Source organism: Kitasatospora sp. NBC_00240 (assembly GCF_026342405.1).
In the GTDB taxonomy this organism is placed as follows: domain Bacteria; phylum Actinomycetota; class Actinomycetes; order Streptomycetales; family Streptomycetaceae; genus Kitasatospora.
In genome coordinates, this window is sequence record NZ_JAPEMU010000001.1 from 4,553,999 (window position 1) to 4,572,495 (window position 18,497).

The 18,497-nt window shown below is 71.6% G+C and carries 7 protein-coding genes, 3 rRNA genes and 1 pseudogene; 2 read left to right on the plus strand and 9 right to left on the minus strand.

Annotation, left to right across the window (positions count from 1 at the left end; translation table 11 throughout):
- Positions 1 to 132: 132 nt before the first annotated feature.
- From mshD to OG689_RS19255, 6 genes and pseudogenes are all read right to left on the minus strand, one after another.
- The gene (gene mshD / locus OG689_RS19230; protein WP_266321950.1) at positions 133 to 1,083 is read right to left on the minus strand and encodes a mycothiol synthase; all 951 of its coding nucleotides are present in this window, start codon (positions 1,081 to 1,083) and stop codon (positions 133 to 135) included.
- A gap of 82 nt (positions 1,084 to 1,165) precedes the next feature.
- Positions 1,166 to 1,282: ribosomal RNA gene (rrf, locus tag OG689_RS19235) — 5S ribosomal RNA — on the minus strand.
- 88 nt (positions 1,283 to 1,370) lie between these two features.
- A 23S ribosomal RNA gene (locus OG689_RS19240) occupies positions 1,371 to 4,493 on the minus strand.
- A gap of 283 nt (positions 4,494 to 4,776) precedes the next feature.
- Positions 4,777 to 6,300: ribosomal RNA gene (locus OG689_RS19245) — 16S ribosomal RNA — on the minus strand.
- The 16S, 23S and 5S rRNA genes sit together here, the layout of an rRNA operon.
- A 645-nt stretch (positions 6,301 to 6,945) precedes the next feature.
- Positions 6,946 to 8,313, minus strand: a pseudogene (locus OG689_RS19250) (PP2C family protein-serine/threonine phosphatase); the annotation flags it as partial.
- A gap of 131 nt (positions 8,314 to 8,444) precedes the next feature.
- Positions 8,445 to 9,857 (minus strand): FAD-dependent oxidoreductase, encoded by a 1,413-nt coding sequence (locus tag OG689_RS19255; protein WP_266321952.1) that lies wholly within the window; start codon positions 9,855 to 9,857, stop codon positions 8,445 to 8,447.
- 397 nt (positions 9,858 to 10,254) lie between these two features.
- Between OG689_RS19255 and OG689_RS44830 the strand changes: the two genes are divergently transcribed.
- Both OG689_RS44830 and OG689_RS19265 read left to right on the plus strand, forming a co-directional pair.
- Positions 10,255 to 11,289 carry a helix-turn-helix domain-containing protein gene (locus OG689_RS44830; RefSeq protein WP_323189309.1) on the plus strand — a complete coding sequence of 345 codons (1,035 nt, stop codon included), beginning with the start codon at positions 10,255 to 10,257 and terminating at the stop codon, positions 11,287 to 11,289.
- Positions 11,290 to 11,598: 309 nt separating this feature from the next.
- Positions 11,599 to 13,815 carry a sigma-70 family RNA polymerase sigma factor gene (locus OG689_RS19265; RefSeq protein ID WP_266321954.1) on the plus strand — a complete coding sequence of 739 codons (2,217 nt, stop codon included), beginning with the start codon at positions 11,599 to 11,601 and terminating at the stop codon, positions 13,813 to 13,815.
- Positions 13,816 to 13,863: 48 nt separating this feature from the next.
- Here the strand turns inward: OG689_RS19265 and OG689_RS19270 are convergent, their stop codons facing one another.
- The 3 genes from OG689_RS19270 to OG689_RS19280 all read right to left on the minus strand — a co-directional run bounded on the left by OG689_RS19270 (position 13,864) and on the right by OG689_RS19280 (position 17,543).
- Positions 13,864 to 14,556 carry a DsbA family oxidoreductase gene (locus tag OG689_RS19270; RefSeq protein ID WP_266321956.1) on the minus strand — a complete coding sequence of 231 codons (693 nt, stop codon included), beginning with the start codon at positions 14,554 to 14,556 and terminating at the stop codon, positions 13,864 to 13,866.
- A 146-nt stretch (positions 14,557 to 14,702) separates the two neighbouring features.
- Positions 14,703 to 15,218 (minus strand): universal stress protein, encoded by a 516-nt coding sequence (locus OG689_RS19275; RefSeq protein ID WP_266321957.1) that lies wholly within the window; start codon positions 15,216 to 15,218, stop codon positions 14,703 to 14,705.
- A 57-nt stretch (positions 15,219 to 15,275) separates the two neighbouring features.
- Positions 15,276 to 17,543 carry an asparagine synthase-related protein gene (locus tag OG689_RS19280; RefSeq protein WP_266321959.1) on the minus strand — a complete coding sequence of 756 codons (2,268 nt, stop codon included), beginning with the start codon at positions 17,541 to 17,543 and terminating at the stop codon, positions 15,276 to 15,278.
- Between the last annotated feature and the right edge of the window lie 954 nt (positions 17,544 to 18,497).

Sequence of the window (18,497 nt, forward strand, 5' to 3'; positions counted from 1 at the left end):
ACACTACGGACTTCATCCTGTGATCTTCGCGGCGGCAATTGAATCCACGGTAAACACCGCATGGCCAGGAGGAAAGCTGAGTCGGTCGGGGCCGGTCCCGGTCACGCCCCGTGCCCCCGCGCCGTCAGCCCGCTACCGCACGCGGTACATCAGGTCCACCTCGTGGACGGTGAACCCCAATCGTTCATATACCCGCACTGCCGCCGGATTGTCGGCATCCACGTAGAGAAGTACGGTGTCCAGTCCGCGCTCGCCCGGGCCGTCCCCCGTCAGGTGCCGCAGACCGGCCGCGGTCAGCGCCCGGCCGAGGCCGCTGCCCTGCTCCGCCGGGTCCACCCCGACCACGTACACCTCGCCGAGCGCGGGCCCGGCCGGCGTCCGCGGGTGGACCTTCGTCCAGTGGAAGCCGACCACCCGGTCACCACGGGTGGCGAGGAAGAAGCCCGCCGGGTCGAACCAGGGCTCGGCGAAGCGGTCCGCGAGATCCTGCTCCGTCCAGGCGCCCTGCTCCGGGTGGTGGGCGAAGGCGAGTGCGTTCAGCCGCAGCCACTGCTCGTCGTCCTCGCCGGGCCGGAAGGTACGGAGCGTCACTCCCGCCGGCAGCTGCGCCACGTCGACGGCCTTGCCGGCCCTGCGCATCTGGCGGAGCTCGCGGACCAGCTCGCCGCCGAAGGCGTCGGCCAGCCGCCGGGCCGCGGGATGCCCGCCGTGCGCCCAGAAGTCCACCGGGCCGCCGGCCTCCGCCAGCACCGCTTCGACCAGGTGCCGGCCGAAGCCCCGGCCCCGCTCGGCCGGGTGCACCACGAGCTCGGCGGTACCGGACGCCGCGTCGGCGCCGGCCTCCAGCTGGGCGTACCCCACCCGGCGCGACGGGCCGTCCCCCACCGCGCTCTGTACGAGGTGAGTGACGCCGGGCCGCGCCGTCCCCGACCGCAACCGGAGCCGGCCCTGCTCCGAGACGGCTTCCCGCCCGTCCTCCAGAGCGGCGGCGGCCAGGATCTCCTGGATCCCACCGCTGCTCTCCGGGACCGGCCCTGCATGGATCTCGCTCCCGGCACGTGTGTAGCTCTGCTCAGCACCCATGGCCTGACCCTACGTCAACGATCGTGCCCGGAAACGCAGAAAAGCCCCGCCGGTTACCCGGCAGGGCTTCTCCACAATGATTGTTCGGCGGCGTCCTACTCTCCCACAGGGTCCCCCCTGCAGTACCATCGGCGCAATGAGGCTTAGCTTCCGGGTTCGGAATGTAACCGGGCGTTTCCCTCATGCTATGACCACCGAAACACTATGAAACTGTCACCGCACCACCCACCCGTGACCAGGGCAAGTGGGGTCGTTGTTTCAGAACAACACAGTGGACGCGAGCAACTGAGGACAAGCCCTCGGCCTATTAGTACCGGTCAGCTCCACCCCTTACAGGGCTTCCACATCCGGCCTATCAACCCAGTCGTCTACTGGGAGCCTTACCCTCTCAAGGAGGTGGGAATACTCATCTCGAAGCAGGCTTCCCGCTTAGATGCTTTCAGCGGTTATCCCTCCCGAACGTAGCCAACCAGCCATGCCCTTGGCAGGACAACTGGCACACCAGAGGTTCGTCCGTCCCGGTCCTCTCGTACTAGGGACAGCCCTTCTCAATATTCCTACGCGCACAGCGGATAGGGACCGAACTGTCTCACGACGTTCTAAACCCAGCTCGCGTACCGCTTTAATGGGCGAACAGCCCAACCCTTGGGACCTACTCCAGCCCCAGGATGCGACGAGCCGACATCGAGGTGCCAAACCATCCCGTCGATATGGACTCTTGGGGAAGATCAGCCTGTTATCCCCGGGGTACCTTTTATCCGTTGAGCGACGGCGCTTCCACAAGCCACCGCCGGATCACTAGTCCCTGCTTTCGCACCTGCTCGACCCGTCGGTCTCACAGTCAAGCTCCCTTGTGCACTTACACTCAACACCTGATTGCCAACCAGGCTGAGGGAACCTTTGGGCGCCTCCGTTACTCTTTAGGAGGCAACCGCCCCAGTTAAACTACCCACCAGACACTGTCCCTGATCCGGATCACGGACCCAGGTTAGACATCCAGCACGACCAGAGTGGTATTTCAACGTCGACTCCACAACCACTGGCGTGGCTGCTTCAAAGTCTCCCACCTATCCTACACAAGCCGAACCGAACACCAATATCAAGCTATAGTAAAGGTCCCGGGGTCTTTCCGTCCTGCTGCGCGAAACGAGCATCTTTACTCGTAATGCAATTTCACCGGGCCTATGGTTGAGACAGTCGAGAAGTCGTTACGCCATTCGTGCAGGTCGGAACTTACCCGACAAGGAATTTCGCTACCTTAGGATGGTTATAGTTACCACCGCCGTTTACTGGCGCTTAAGTTCTCAGCTTCGCCGAGACGAATCTCGACTAACCGGTCCCCTTAACGTTCCAGCACCGGGCAGGCGTCAGTCCGTATACATCGCCTTACGGCTTCGCACGGACCTGTGTTTTTAGTAAACAGTCGCTTCTCGCTGGTCTCTGCGGCCGGCCCCAGCTCAGAGTGCAAGACTCATCACCAGTTCCGGCCCCCCTTCTCCCGAAGTTACGGGGGCATTTTGCCGAGTTCCTTAACCATAGTTCACCCGAACGCCTCGGTATTCTCTACCTGACCACCTGAGTCGGTTTGGGGTACGGGCCGCCATGAAACTCGCTAGAGGCTTTTCTCGACAGCATAGGATCATCCACTTCACCACAATCGGCTCGGCATCAGGTCTCAGCCTTAATGAGTGACGGATTTGCCTATCACTCGGCCTACACCCTTACCCCGGGACAACCACCGCCCGGGCTGGACTACCTTCCTGCGTCACCCCATCGCTCACCTACTACCCTGTTGGGTCAGCGGCTCCACCACGTCCCTTCGTCCGAAGACTCCAGGCCGGCTTCGCGGCTTTAGCATTCAGAGGTTCGACGTTGGCGCTTCAAAGCGGGTACGGGAATATCAACCCGTTGTCCATCGACTACGCCTGTCGGCCTCGCCTTAGGTCCCGACTTACCCTGGGCAGATCAGCTTGACCCAGGAACCCTTGGTCAATCGGCGCAAGAGTTTCTCACTCTTGTATCGCTACTCATGCCTGCATTCTCACTCGTGTCCCGTCCACAACTGGATTCCTCCGCTGCTTCACCCGGAACACGACGCTCCCCTACCCATCACAGCAGGCGTTGGCCCTGTTGCTGCAATGACACGACTTCGGTGGTGTGCTTGAGCCCCGCTACATTGTCGGCGCGGAATCACTTGACCAGTGAGCTATTACGCACTCTTTCAAGGGTGGCTGCTTCTAAGCCAACCTCCTGGTTGTCTCTGCGACTCCACATCCTTTCCCACTTAGCACACGCTTAGGGACCTTAGTCGGTGTTCTGGGCTGTTTCCCTCTCGACCATGGAGCTTATCCCCCACAGTCTCACTGCCACGCTCTCACTTACCGGCATTCGGAGTTTGGCTAAGGTCAGTAACCCGGTGAGGCCCATCGCCTATCCAGTGCTCTACCTCCGGCAAGAAACACGTGACGCTGCACCTAAATGCATTTCGGGGAGAACCAGCTATCACGGAGTTTGATTGGCCTTTCACCCCTAACCACAGGTCATCCCCCAGGTTTTCAACCCTGGTGGGTTCGGTCCTCCACGAAGTCTTACCTCCGCTTCAACCTGCCCATGGCTAGATCACTCCGCTTCGGGTCTTGGGCATGCAACTCGATCGCCCTATTCGGACTCGCTTTCGCTACGGCTACCCCACACGGGTTAACCTCGCTACACACCGCAAACTCGCAGGCTCATTCTTCAAAAGGCACGCAGTCACGAGACAGATAGGCAAGCCCACTGTCCGACGCTCCCACGGCTTGTAGGCACACGGTTTCAGGTACTATTTCACTCCGCTCCCGCGGTACTTTTCACCATTCCCTCACGGTACTATCCGCTATCGGTCACCAGGGAATATTTAGGCTTAGCGGGTGGTCCCGCCAGATTCACACGGAATTTCTCGGGCTCCGTGCTACTTGGGAGAAGCTCAAGTGAGCCGCTGATGTTTCGTCTACGGGGGTCTTACCCTCTACGCCGGACCTTTCGCATGTCCTTCGACTACACCAACGGTTTCTGACTCACCCAGCCGCCGGCAGACGACTGAAGAACTTTCCCACGACCCCTCATACGCAACCCCTGCCGGGTATCACACGTATCAGGTTTAGCCTCATCCGGTTTCGCTCGCCACTACTCCCGGAATCACGGTTGTTTTCTCTTCCTGCGGGTACTGAGATGTTTCACTTCCCCGCGTTCCCTCCACATACCCTATGTGTTCAGGTATGGGTGACAGCCCATGACGACTGCCGGGTTTCCCCATTCGGAAACCCCCGGATCAAAGCCTGGTTGACGGCTCCCCGGGGACTATCGTGGCCTCCCACGTCCTTCATCGGTTCCTGGTGCCAAGGCATCCACCGTGCGCCCTTAAAAACTTGGCCACAGATGCTCGCGTCCACTGTGCAGTTCTCAAACAACGACCAGTCACCCACCATCGACGCGTCAGACGCACCTCAAGTAGGACCGGCACTGAAGCAACGACCATACGGCCGTTCCCTCAGGACCCAACAACGTGCCCGACACGACCCAACCCCACCAGATGCTTTCCACGCGCCGAAGCGCAGTACTCGCGGTCGATGAGACCGAACCGTGCCGAATAGTCAACGTTCCACCCATGAGCTAGCACTTCAGGACATTCGCCCGAAGCTGCCATGTGCTCCTTAGAAAGGAGGTGATCCAGCCGCACCTTCCGGTACGGCTACCTTGTTACGACTTCGTCCCAATCGCTGGTCCCACCTTCGACGGCTCCTCCCCTTACGGGTTAGGCCACCGGCTTCGGGTGTTACCGACTTTCGTGACGTGACGGGCGGTGTGTACAAGGCCCGGGAACGTATTCACCGCAGCATGCTGATCTGCGATTACTAGCAACTCCAACTTCATGGGGTCGAGTTGCAGACCCCAATCCGAACTGAGGCCGGCTTTTTGGGATTCGCTCCGCCTCGCGGCATCGCAGCCCTTTGTACCGACCATTGTAGCACGTGTGCAGCCCAAGACATAAGGGGCATGATGATTTGACGTCGTCCCCACCTTCCTCCGAGTTGACCCCGGCAGTCTCCTGTGAGTCCCCATCACCCCGAAAGGCATGCTGGCAACACAGAACAAGGGTTGCGCTCGTTGCGGGACTTAACCCAACATCTCACGACACGAGCTGACGACAACCATGCACCACCTGTATACCGACCACAAGGGGGCGACCATCTCTGGCCGTTTCCGGTATATGTCAAGCCTTGGTAAGGTTCTTCGCGTTGCGTCGAATTAAGCCACATGCTCCGCTGCTTGTGCGGGCCCCCGTCAATTCCTTTGAGTTTTAGCCTTGCGGCCGTACTCCCCAGGCGGGGAACTTAATGCGTTAGCTGCGGCACCGACGACGTGGAATGTCGCCAACACCTAGTTCCCAACGTTTACGGCGTGGACTACCAGGGTATCTAATCCTGTTCGCTCCCCACGCTTTCGCTCCTCAGCGTCAGTAATGGCCCAGAGATCCGCCTTCGCCACCGGTGTTCCTCCTGATATCTGCGCATTTCACCGCTACACCAGGAATTCCGATCTCCCCTACCACACTCTAGCCTGCCCGTATCGAATGCAGACCCGGGGTTAAGCCCCGGGCTTTCACATCCGACGCGACAGGCCGCCTACGAGCTCTTTACGCCCAATAATTCCGGACAACGCTCGCACCCTACGTATTACCGCGGCTGCTGGCACGTAGTTAGCCGGTGCTTCTTCTGCAGGTACCGTCACTTGCGCTTCTTCCCTGCTGAAAGAGGTTTACAACCCGAAGGCCGTCATCCCTCACGCGGCGTCGCTGCATCAGGCTTTCGCCCATTGTGCAATATTCCCCACTGCTGCCTCCCGTAGGAGTCTGGGCCGTGTCTCAGTCCCAGTGTGGCCGGTCGCCCTCTCAGGCCGGCTACCCGTCGTCGCCTTGGTAGGCCATTACCCCACCAACAAGCTGATAGGCCGCGGGCTCATCCTGCACCGCCGGAGCTTTACACCAACCCCCATGCGGAGGAAGGTCATATCCGGTATTAGACCCCGTTTCCAGGGCTTGTCCCAGAGTGCAGGGCAGATTGCCCACGTGTTACTCACCCGTTCGCCACTGATCCACCCCGAAGGGCTTCACCGTTCGACTTGCATGTGTTAAGCACGCCGCCAGCGTTCGTCCTGAGCCAGGATCAAACTCTCCGTGAATGTCTGCCGGTAATCCGGCGAGCCACTCGCGTTGAGCGGCACGGCAACCACCGGAATTAGGCGGTCCCGCGCACTGCGTCCTCGCTAGTGTTTTGTTACTAAAGGAATCTCCAACCCGGATCGAACGATCCAGGCCGGGGATGTCAACATATCTGGCGTTGACTTTTGGCACGCTGTTGAGTTCTCAAGGAACGGATACTTCCTTCGAGTCACTCTCGTGAACTCTCCGGGCGCTTCGTTCTTTCGTGTTTCCAGCTTAGCAGATGTTTTCCGCTCCGTTTTCCGGAGTTTCGCTTCCCTGCCTTGCTTTCCTTCGGCCTTTCGGCACTCCCAGACTCTATCAGAGTCTTTCGTGCGTCCCGGCCTTCAGGAGGCTTTCGCCGGGCCGACCTGACGGTCCGTCCGACGGCTCAAACTCTAGCCGAGCCCTGCTCCGAAAAGCGAATCCGGCCCCACCTACGAATTCCGGGCACGGCAATTCCCACTCGACCGTGACAAGGCACGGCCCAGGGCTGTTGCTGAGTGGTGTTTCGGAGGATTGGCCACCCCGGGAACGTCCGTGCGGATCGCGCGTCCGTTTCTCCCTGTCAGGCAGCTCGAAGAACACTAGACCTCTCCGGGAGGAGAGTCAAGGGGGGTCTGGGCGGCCGGCAGCTGAAAGGTGAGCACCGCGACGTCGTCGTCGTGTTCGGCGGTCACACCCATCGCCCGGAGGAGGCGGGCGCAGACCACGTCGGGGGTGCCGACCGGGCCGCCGAGGGTGCGGGCCAGCAGGTCGAGGCCCTGGTCGATGTCCTCGTCCCGGCGCTCCACCAGGCCGTCCGTGTAGAGCACGCCGGTGGTGCCCGGCAGCAGGCGCAGGGTGTGGGAGAGGTGCAGGCCGCCGCCGGTGCCCAGTGGCGGGCCGTTCTGCTCCTCGCTGCGCAGCACGGTGCCGTCCGGGCAGCGCAGCATGATCGGGAGATGCCCGGCGGAGGCGTAGGTGAGGGTGCTCGGCTGCGGGTCCCAGACGGCGTAGGTGCAGGTGGCGATCTGGTTGGCGTCGATCTCCATGGCCAGGCCGTCCAGCAGGCACATCACCTCGTGCGGGGGCAGGTCCAGCCGGGCGTAGGCGCGGACGGCGGTGCGCAGCTGGCCCATCACCGCCGCGGCGCGCAGGCCTCGACCCATCACGTCGCCGATGACCAGGGCGGTCCGGCCGCCGTCGATGCCGATCACGTCGTACCAGTCCCCGCCGACGGCCGCCTCGGCGCCGCCGGGCTGGTAGGTGGCGGCGACCCGCAGGCCGGCGGGCTGTTCGAGCTTCTGCGGCAGCAGGCTCCGCTGCAGGGTGACGGCGGCTTCGCGCTGACGGCGCTCGGCCTCGCGGAGCCGGGTGGCGGCCTGCACCTGGTCGGTGACCTCGGCGGCGAAGACCAGGACGCCGGCGGGTGCGGCGTCGGGCTCGGCGCCGGCGCGGCCGTCACCGAGCGGGACGCAGGAGACGTTGTAGTAGCGGTGTCCGCCGGTGCCGTGGATGCGGCGGGCCTTGACGCTGCGGGCGCGGCCGCTGCGGACGACCTGGTCCATCAGCGGCATGACGCCCATGGCGGTGAGTTCGGGGAGGGCCTCGGCGGCCGGGAGGCCGACCGGGCGCTCGCCGAAGAGCTCCTGGTACGCGCGGTTGGCGTAGCCGAGCTGGTGGCGCGGGCCGTGGGTGACCGCGACCGGCGCCGGGAGGCGGTCCAGCACCTCGCGCAGGTCGTAGAGCTCGTGGACGTCCCGCAGGTCGAGCAGTCCGCCGGCGGCGAGCGGGTCGCGCGGGCCGGGGACGCTCCGGGGTTCGGCGGTGTCGGGCGCCGGTCCGGCGGGCGGGGTCGGCTTCAGGGTGGCCACGGTGCCGCGGTCCGCGGCGCCGGGCGCGCTGGAGGGTCCGGTCGAGGTCACGGCGGTGGGCCCCGCGGCGGAGCCGGGCGGGGGCACGGCACGTCTAGGGGCTCCGGTGAGCCGGGCGCTCCAGCGCATGAGGTTCAAACGACGGCCGCTTCCTCGGGGTTTCCAGGCATATCATCACTTTTTGTGTGCGGACTGGCACGCGGGGTAATGAACTCGGTCGGGCCGATCCTGTCAGGCGCAGGGCCCATTCCGGAAGTCGCATCGTCCTCTCACCCACGCCCGGCCGGACCCCCCTCCACAAAACCCGCCTCGAATTCCGACCTCGGGTGCTCGACCGTCCCGAGCGAGACGACCTCCCGGCTGAACACTCCGGCCAGCATCCAGTCGATCAGCACCCGCACCCGGCGGTCCGCGCTGGGCAGCCGGCGCAGCTGGCGGAGCCGGTGCAGCAGCCAGGCCCGGCGGCCGGTGAGCCGGCCGCGCCGGGTCTGCGCGACCCCCCGGCCGATCCCCAGCGAGGTCGAGCAGCCCGCGAGGTCCGGCCGGTACTCGCGCTGGCCGGCCGACCCCAGGGAGGCGAGGACGTTGTCGGCGAGCAGTTCGGCCTGGGCGAAGGCGTGCTGGGCGTTCGGGGCGCAGGGCTCGCCGGCCGCGTGCGGGTCGGGGACGGCCGCGCAGTCGCCGGCGGCCCAGACGCCGGGCAGCGGGAGGCCCTCCGGCCCGAGCACCTGGAGGGTGGGCAGGCAGCGGACCCGGCCGTCGGCGTCCAGCGGCAGGTCGGTGGCGCGCAGCAGCGGCGCGGGCCGGACCCCGGCCGTCCAGACCAGGGTGCGGGCGGCGAACCTGCTGCCGTCCGAGAGCAGCATCAGGCCGCCGGCGGCGGACTCCAGGGTGGTGCCGAGCCGGACGTCGACGCTGCGGTCGCGCAGCTGGGCCAGGGTGTCGGCGGCGAGTTCGGTGCCGCTTCCGTGCGAGCCGGCCTCGGCGAGGATCCGGTCGGTGGCTTCGACCAGGACCCAGCGCAGGTCCTCCTGGGCGACGTTGTGGTAGCCCCGGACGGCGTACCTGGCCATGTCCTCCAGCTCGGCCAGCGCGCCGACCCCGGCGTAGCCGGCGCCGACGAAGACGAAGGTGAGGGCGGCCTGGCGCAGGGCGGGGTCGCGGGTGGAGGAGGCGAGATCCAGCTGTTCGAGGACGTGGTTGCGCAGGGCGACCGCCTCGCCGACGGTGGAGAAGCCGAGGCCGTGCTCGGCCAGGCCCGGCACGGGGGCGGTGCGGGAGACCGAGCCGGGGGCCACCACCAGGACGTCGTAGGCGAGTTCGACCGGCGCGGCCGGCTCGCCGTGCTGGGCGGGATCGGCCCAGGCCCGCCGGGTGGCGTGGTCGATCCGGGTGATCCGGGCCGTGAGCACCCGGCAGTCGGGCAGCACCCGGCGCAGCGGCACCACGACGTGCCGGGGGTCGATCGAGCCGGCCGCGACCTCCGCGAGCAGCGGGTGGTAGGTCAGGTACGGCTGCGGTTCGACCACGGTGATCCGGGCTTCCTCGCGCCGGAGCCGGTCTCTGAGCCCGCGCTGGAGACGCAGTGCTGCGGACATGCCGGCGCAGCCGCCGCCGACGACCAGAACCCTGAGGGGGGCTTCCCCTGCCGATGTGACCTGCTTCACGCCTCCATGACGCACTGCCGGAGGCCCTCTTGTCCACAGTCCGTGCCGGATCCGCTGGTGCGGATGTGGCGAGGACGCGGTGGATATGCGTGCGTGGCGGGGTTCGGCGCACTTTCGGCCCCGAACTGCCGTGAACTATGGTCGGATTGTGTGTCGGAGCAGGCTCTGTCCGGATTCTCCGGGCGCGATGTGCCGTGGAGCGGCCATCATGGCCACTTCAACCGCCGGCGGGGGACCCGACTGCCGGCGGACGATCCGGGGAAGGTGGTCCCGGACGGTTTCCGCAGACAGGACGCAGACGCACGATCCGGTTGGCCCGCCGCGGTCGGCGGCCACGGCCGGGCGCACCGGGGGGTGCGGTGACGGGTGAGGACAGGTGCCCGGGATCGGGTGCCTGCGGGGGAGAGTTGGGATGATGGAGCAGGATCGACTGTTGGGCCGGGCGGGCACGCCGTACCCGGGCCAGGGCGCGGTGCCCGAGCAGCGCGGCGCCGCCGACCGGCCGCTGCCGGCGCACGAGGTGGGGTACGCGGGACCGGCGTACCGGGCCGCGGGCCAGGACCAGGCATGGCCCACCGGGGCGCGCCCGGAGGCCTCCGGGCCGGACGGACCCCGGGGACCGGACGCCGGCGAGGTGGCCGGTGGGGCCCCGACCGGCGCCGCCGGCGAGGGCCGGACGCCCGAGGGCGCCGGCGAGGGACGCGGGACGCGTCCGGTCGGCACCCGGCTGCGGGTGGACGCCCGGCGGAATCTGGAGAGCGTGCTGCGGGCGGCCCGCGAGGTGTTCGGCGAGTTCGGCTACGACGCCCCGATGGAGGAGGTCGCGCGCCGGGCGGGGGTCGGCGTCGGCACCGTCTACCGGCGCTTCCCCAGCAAGGAGGTGCTGGTCCAGCGGATCGCCTCGGAGGAGGTCGCCTGGCTGACCACGCAGGCCCGGGAGTCGCTCTACAGCGGCGCCGGCCCGTGGGAGTCGCTGGCCGAGTACCTGGCGCGGGCGGTGGGCACCGGCGCGGGCCGACTGCTGCCGCCGGAGGCCTTCCGGTACGCGGAGGAGCTCGGCCGGGTGCCCGGGCAGCGCGGCAGTGAACCGTGGCCCGGGCGGCCGCGGGGCGGCGAGCAGTACCAACTGATCTCCGGCGGCGCGCCGGGCGTGCCCGACGCCGACCCCCGGCTGCTGCTCCAGCTGCTCGCCGCACTGGTGGCGCGCGCCGGTGCGGCCGGCGAGCTGCGGCCGGGCGTCACGGTCTCCGACGTGGTGCTGGTGCTGACGGCGTCGGTGCCGGTGCGCACCGGCCACGGCGGCTCGCAGCAGGCGGACGGCCGGGGCGCGGAGGACGGCGGGATCGGCGGCTGGGCGCCGGACACCCGGACGACGGAGGGTCAACCGCACTCCGGCCCGGCCGCGCGGCTGCTGGAGCTCCTGCTGGACGGGCTGCGCGCGCGCTGACCCCGGCCGTCCGGCGCTTTTCCCTCTCCTGCCGGGCAGTTGCCGGCAGCCGGGCCGCCCGCCGGCGACCCGCGGCGGCGGATCCGGCGGGTCGGGCGTGTTCCTGACGTCCGCTCGGAAGAGTGGGTCGGGGGCGGCCCGGCTACCGCAGTTCTCCTCGCTATGCCATCCTTTGGCCGTGGTTGGAGCCAATGTCCCGATGCGCGCCGTTCGCGCGCCGTCGGCGCCGGGTGGACGGGTGCCGAGCGCCCCCGCTCCCCGGGATGCCCAGCCACGGTCCGGGGGCCGTCATGCAATCCGGGGGCCGCAGTGAGCGCCGAGGAACAGAACGACTTCAGCTACGGCCTGGACTTCGGCCGGTCGGCTGCCGACGGGCCCGGGAGCCCGGGCGACGGTCCGGCCGCCGGGCCCGACCGGTCGCCGGGGCAGCTGCCGGGACCGGACGGCGCGCACGCCTCCGGTGGTCGTCCGGCCGGGCCCGGGCCGGGCCAACTGCCCGCCCAGGTACCCGATCAGGCGGGTGCCCCGCGGCGCGAGTCGCTGGCCGGACCGCCCGCCGCGCTCGGCCGGGTGCCCGGACAGGCCGGCGCGGGGCAGGGCAGCGTCAGCGCGGCGGCCTTCGTCACCCCGGACGTCCCGGCCCGGCCCACCGTGCCCGCCCCGGCCGACCCGGTGGACGGTGAGCGGCCCCCCTCCGACGCCGAGTTGACGGCGCTGGTGCGGGCCGGCGACGACGGTGCGTACGAGGAGATCTACCGCCGGCACGCCGAGTCGGTCCGGCGCTACGCGCGCACCTGCTGCCGGGACAGCTTCACCGCCGAGGATCTCGCGGGCGAGGTCTTCGCCCGGACCCTGCAGGCCCTGCGGGCGGGCAAGGGGCCGGAGTTCGCCGTCCGCGCGTACCTGCTGACGGCCGTGCGCAACGTCGCGGCCGCCTGGGGCCGGAGCGAGCGGCGCGAGCAACTCGTCGACGACTTCAGCACCTTCGCCCGCTCCTCGGCGGCCGGCCCGGACCTGGACCTGGCCGACCCCGGCGCGGACGCCTGGGCGATGGCGATGGCCGACCGGCGGATGGTGATGCAGGCCTTCGTCGAACTGCCCGAGGACGACCGGGTGGTGCTCTGGCACACCGAGGTCGAGCGGGAGTCTCCGAAGACCGTGGCGGTGCTGCTCGGCAAGACCGCCAACGCCACCGCCGTACAGGCCCACCGGGCCCGGGACCGGCTCGCCGCCGCGTTCCTGCAGGCCCATGTCTCCGGCAGCCAGGAGCAGGGCTGCGAGGCGTACGCGAACCGGCTCGGCGCGTACGCGCGGGGTTCGCTGCGCAAGCGGGCCTCGGCGGAGGTCGGCCGGCACCTCAAGGAGTGCGACCGCTGCACGGCGGCCTACCTGGAGCTGTCCGAGATCAACCACGGCCTGCGGGCGCTGCTGCCCGGCGGCGTGCTGGTCTGGGTCGGCGTGGGCGGGTTCGGCGCGGCGGCCGCCGCGGGGGCCGGGGCGGTGGCCGGCGGCGCCGCGGTGGCGACCGCCGCCGTCGCGGCCGGTGGCGGCGGCACGACCGGGGCGACGGCCGGCGCCGGCGCGGCGGCCGGTGGCAGCGCGGGCGGGACGGCCGGCGGTGGCGCCGGCGCGCTCGCCCCCGGTCTGGGCATCGCGGCCAAGGCCGGGATCGCCGCCACGGTCGCGGCGCTGGCCGCCGCCGTCGCCGCGTACGCGCTGACCGGCGCACCCGACCCGGTGGCGCCCCCGGTGGCGGCCGCCGCGCCGGTCTCCTCCCCCGCCGTCGTCCCGCCGCCGGTGCCGGCGCCGCCCGCGCCGCTTCCGGCGCCGCCGGCCGCCGAGCCGGAACCCGAACCGGCGCCCGCGCCGAGCCCCTCCCCGACGCCGAAGCCCGCGCCGGTCCGCACCCCGGCGCCCTCGCGCACCCCCGCGCCCCCGGCACCGCCGTCGCCCACCCCGGTCGCGGTGACGCCGCCGCCCGCCTCGCCGGCCCCCGAGCCGCCGCCGGTGCCCGTCCCGCCCACGCCGGAGCCGGTGCCGTCCCCGGTGGTCACCCCGCCGACCCCGCCGGCGCCGGCCGGTGACTTCTGGGCGGACGCGCTCCCGTTCTTCAACCCCGGCGGCAACCGGGTGCCGCCGGCCGGCCCGAGCCTGCGGCGCGGCGGCGGCTGGGTCTGGCAGCGGGAGGCCGTGCGGATCGGGGACAAGCGCTACAAGCACGGCCTCTCGGTGCGCGCGCCGAGCAGCACCACCGTCGACCTCAACCGCTCCTGCCGGTCCTTCGACGCGGTGGCGGGCCTGGACGACCTCACCCTGCCGGGCGCCCGCGCGGTCTTCTCGGTGCTGGGCGAGGACGGCACCGCGCTGTGGACGTCCCCGCAGCTGCGGGCCGGGGACCCGCCGGTGCCGGTGCACGTCGCGCTGGCGGGGCTCGGCTCCGTCCGGCTGACGGTCACCCCGCTGCGCGGGCCCTGGGCGGGCACCGTGGTCGGGGACTGGGCGCAGGCCCGCTTCAGCTGCGACTGAGGGCCGGCGGGCGCGGGTCGCGCGCCGGCCGGCCCTCGGTGCTGCGGGTCAGACCGCGCAGGCGCCGTCCGCGCAGGAGTCGGCCTCGGGCGCCGCCTGGACCAGGGTGGAGGTCTCGGCGGCGACCTGCTCCAGGACCTTGCGGAAGGTCTCGGCCTCCTGGCCGCCCTGGACGGCCCACTTGCCCTCGAAGACGAAGGTCGGCACGGCGCTGATGCCGAGCTCGCGGGCCTCGGCGAGCTCGGCCCGGACCTCCTCGGCGCCCTCCTCGCCGGCCAGGTAGCCGGCCACCCGCTCGCCGTCGAGGCCGGCGGCCACCGCGATCTCGGTGAGCCGGGCCCGGTCGCCGATGTCCACGCCGTCGCTGAAGTGGGCCTTCAGCAGGCCCTCCTTGAGCGCGCCCTGGACCGCGGCGCCGTACTCGGTCAGCGCGAGGTGCAGCAGCCGGTGCCCCAGGAAGGTGTTGGTGTGCAGGGCGGTGTCGAAGTCGTACGTGATGCCCTCCGCCCGGCCCAGCTCGGTCACCCGGGCGTCCATCGCGACCGACTGCGGCCCGTAGCGCTCGGCCAGCCAGGCCCGGTGCGGGGTCGCCGTGTCGGGGGCGTCCGGGACGAGCTGGTACGGCCGGTAGACCACCTCGACGCCGGCCCGGCCCTCGAAGCCGGCCAGGGCCTGCTCGAAGCGGCGCTTCCCGATGTAGCACCACGGGCAGGCGATGTCGGAGTAGATCTCGACCTTCATGACGACGGGCTCCTGAGCTCGGGGACGGTTCGACAGGTGAACGGTCAACCATCCCCTGGCCATTCCCCCGCCGGGCCGGGCGCGACGAGCGTCACGCCTGCGCCCGCGACCCCGGCGGGCGCCGCCCCGGACCAGGAACCGCCTGGTCAGCGGGCCGGTGGCGGCGGGACGACCAGCACCGGGCAGGCGGCGTGGTGCACCGCCGCGGTACTCACCGACCCCAGCAGCAGCCGGTTGAACCCGCCGTTGCCGCGGGTGCCGACCACCAGCGTGTGCTGGGTGACCGCCGCCGCCAGCAGCACCTCGATCACGTTGCCCAGCACCACGTGCAGGGCCAGCTCCCCCTCGTACGGCCGGGACCGGGCCCGCTGCACCGCGGCCACCGAGCGCCGCAGGCCGTCCGCCATGCTCTCGACCAGCTGCTCGACGCTCTCCCGGACCAGCTCGGCCATCCCCGGCGGGTAGCCGACCGGGGACGGGTTGACCACCGCCAGCACGTAGAGCGGCAGCCGGAACAGCTCGGCCTCGGTCATCGCCCGCTCCAGCGCCCACAGTGAGCCGTCCGAGCCGTCGCAGGCGGCCAGCACGCCGGACGGGCCGGCGGCGGGCGGTCCGCCGGTCACCGTCAGGACGGGCGTGGGCTGGTCCGGGCTGGTCACCATGGCTCCAAGAACGGCTGGGGGGCACCTGCCGCCATGATCCCGCCCCGCCGGGCGGGATCAGGCGAAGCGCGCCGCCGAGAGCGCCACGCGTTCGGCGAGCGGCAGGCCCGTCCAGCAGGAGCCGTGCCGGCGGGCCCGGACCCGGCGCAGCCAGAGTTCGGTGGAGACCAGCTCGGCGATCCCGGCCAGGGTCTCCGCCGCCGGCGCGGCGCCCGGGTCGGCCGCCAGCCGCAGGCTCCGCCGGACGGCAGCCAGGTCGATCAGCCCGGCCTCGGCGAGCAGCGGCCGGTCGAACAGCTCGGCGATCCCGTCCGCCGCCATGCGCAGGCCGGTCCGGGCCGGGCCGTCGGCGTCGGGGCGGACCCGGCGCCCCCAGTCGGCGGGCAGGTCGGTGCGGCCGGCGCCGGCCAGCACCGCGTGCAGCAGGGTGTGCCGGGCGCCGGGCTGCAGCCGGACCTCGTCGGGCAGCAGCCGGGCCGCCCGCACCACCTGGTTGTCCAGGAAGGGCGCGTGCAGCCGCTGGCCGGGCTGCTCGGCGGCCTGCAGCAGGGTGCGGTACGCGGCGGCGTGCCGGTGCAGCGCCTGCCGGGCCCGCCGGGCGCCCGGGTGCTCGGCCGGGGCGGGCCCGCGGGCGGCCAGTCGCAGCCGCAGCGCGACCGCCGAGAGCGCCTCGTCGGAGAGCCAGCGGGCGGCCGGGCCGGGGACGCACCAGGACAGTCCGCCCGCGGTCCCGGCGCCGGCCGTGGCCGCCGCGGCGGCGGCCCGCCGGGCGGTGAGCCGCACGGCGGCGTCGTCCAGCGCGTCGGCGTACCGGATCCGGGACAGCCGGTGGGCGGCCCGCAGCACCGTCACGGGGGTGCGGACGGCGCCGGCCAGCACCCCCGCCACCGCGCGGTCCGCCCCGGCCAGCGCGGCGACCGGGGGCAGCAGCTCCCGGGGGCGGCCGGCCCGGATCAGGTCGGCCAGCCGGGCCGGGTGGCCGTCCAGGACCTGCCGGGCCCCGTAGCCGGTGAGGTGGTCGGTGCCGCCGGCCGCGAACCTGGCCTCGGCGCGGGCCGCGGAGACCAGGCCGGGGCCGGGCTCGTCGGTCAGCCGGCCCGCCAGCGGGTCGGCGCCGGCCCCGGCGAACGGGAGCGTGCGCGGGGTCACCGCCAGCACCGTGTGCCGCAGCCTCGGCGTGCCGGGCAGCAGGACGGCGCTCCCGCCCGGGGCGGCCGGACCGTCCGGCTCGCCGAAGGTGACGGCCGCCAGCGGCTCCGGCTCGGGCGGGCCCTCCGCCGGCGGGCGGGCCCAGGAGCCCCTGGTCGCCCCCGACCTGGCCGCCTCGCCGACCTCGCCCCGCGGGCCGGGCAGCGACCGCGCGGCCCTGGCGAACCCGCCCGACGGCGGCCCGGACGGCCCTGCACCGGCCGGCACGGCCGCGGTGGCGGCGCCCGGCACCGACGGCGCGGGCCCGGGCGGCACGGCGGCGGCGAGCAGCGCGACGGTGGCCGAGGCCGTCCCGTACGAGAGGTCCGCGCCGAGCCTCGGGCGCTCGGGGCCGGCCCCGGACCGGGCGGCCGTCGGCGAGCCCGGGGCGGACGGGCGCACCCGGGAGCGCACGGCCTCCAGCAGGGCGCGGGTGAGCTCGCGGACCGCCGGGGCCTCCCCGCGCGGCGGCGGACCGCCCGCGGGTTCGTCGTACGAGGCCGTGTACGGCCGGCCGCCGCGGACGGCCAGCACGTGCCCGGGCGGCACCCGCTGGACGCCCAGGTACGGGGTGCCGGTGCCGAACGCCTCCGGCGACTCCGGACAGGCCAGCCGGGCGGCCAGGTGCCCGGCGTCGATCGGGGCGCCGACCAGGTCGGCGAGCGGCAGGGCGGCGGTGGCGTACGCGGTGCCCCCGCACCAGGGCGTGTGGAAGACCGGGAGGGCGCCGGCCAGGTCGGTCAGCAGCAGGGTGCTGCGGGTGCCGGTGCGCAGCACCGCGGTGTAGCTGCCGGGCCAGGTGCTGAGGTGGCGGACGGCGCCGCCGCGGGCGGCGGCCAGGCCCGCGGCGAGTTCGGCGTCCGAGGCCCCGCAGTGGCCGAGGACGGCCAGCCGGGTGGTGGCCGGGGTGTCCTCGACGGGGTCGGGCAGCGGGGCGCCCGTGCCGACCACGGCGGGGGCGCCCGGCCGGAGGGTGACCAGCCGGATCTCCTCGGGACGCCAGTCGCCGACCGCCCAGAGCGGGTTGGCGCCCGTCCAGAGCGGGCGGGCGGCGATCGGGCGGACCGCGCCCGGGCCCTCGTCCGCCGGCGCTCCCGCCCTGGGCGCAGTCCCGCTCCAGCCCGCCAGCCACCGCATCGCGCCTCCACCGGACGAGGAACTCATCACGGCGGCGCGCCCGTTCGGTCCGTCCGGACCCGGTCCTGACCACGGCTGCGCCGGGCCCGGACCGCCACGGGCCGGACGCGGCGCGGGCGCACGGCCCGACGCGCGGCGGCCGGCCCGGCGCACCGTCAGGTGCCATCGTGCCACTGGACACCCGTCCGGAGACCGGTGTTGCGGCTGTCAATTCGCGTGGCGCGCGGGCGAGGACGTTCACCGCCCGGTCAGCGGGCGGACCGGGCCCGGCCGTTCGGCCACGGCCGGTCGGTGCCCCGGCACGGTGCGGGCCCACCGGGCGGGGCCGCCTCGCCGCAGGGCTCGGTCGCAGGATCTCCCAGGGGTTCGTGGGCCTCGTCGGGCCCTCGGGACGACCGTGGTGGCGGACGGGCCGAAATCCGGCCGGGGAGCGGGCCGCGGGCGGTCGACGCGCGGGCCTGGCAGGGCCGTTCGGACGGCGGACGCGGGTCGCGGACCGTTCGCCCGGCCGCCGAGGGCCCCGACCGGCGCCCGGCTCGGATCCTCCGTCCCCCGAGGCCGGCCCGCCCGCGGGGCGGACCGGCGGCCGCGCGGCCGGGCCTTCCCCTCCACGGCCCGGACCGCCGGTCGCAACGCCCTGTCATGGCCATCGCGAGATGGCCGAAAGGCGTCGCAAGGCCCGGGAGGGCATCCGCATGCCCTCCCGGACTGATCCGCCGCCCGCGGGGATGAAGGCAGCGGCTCCCCCGACCCGCCGGGTCCTCGACGGCGGGTCGACCCACGGCACCAGCGAATCGCCGACCTGGCCATCGGGCCAGGGGGCACGGCCGGGCGCACATCGGCACACGACCGGAGCACAACGCTCCGGCGCGCACACAAACGGAGGCTCGGGCCCCGCCGGGCGGGCGACCGCCCCCTGCGGCGGGTGCGCGTTCCCGCCATCCGGAATGCTTG

Excerpts from the sequence above, each read along its gene's own strand:
- OG689_RS19275 (WP_266321957.1), bottom strand. The coding sequence starts at position 15,218 with ATGGTGACCAGCCCGGACCAGCCCACGCCCGTCCTGACGGTGACCGGC.
- OG689_RS19280 (WP_266321959.1), bottom strand. The coding sequence starts at position 17,543 with ATGCGGTGGCTGGCGGGCTGGAGCGGGACTGCGCCCAGGGCGGGAGCG.
- OG689_RS44830 (WP_323189309.1), top strand. The coding sequence starts at position 10,255 with ATGATGGAGCAGGATCGACTGTTGGGCCGGGCGGGCACGCCGTACCCG.
- OG689_RS19270 (WP_266321956.1), bottom strand. The coding sequence starts at position 14,556 with ATGAAGGTCGAGATCTACTCCGACATCGCCTGCCCGTGGTGCTACATC.
- mshD (WP_266321950.1), bottom strand. The coding sequence starts at position 1,083 with ATGGGTGCTGAGCAGAGCTACACACGTGCCGGGAGCGAGATCCATGCA.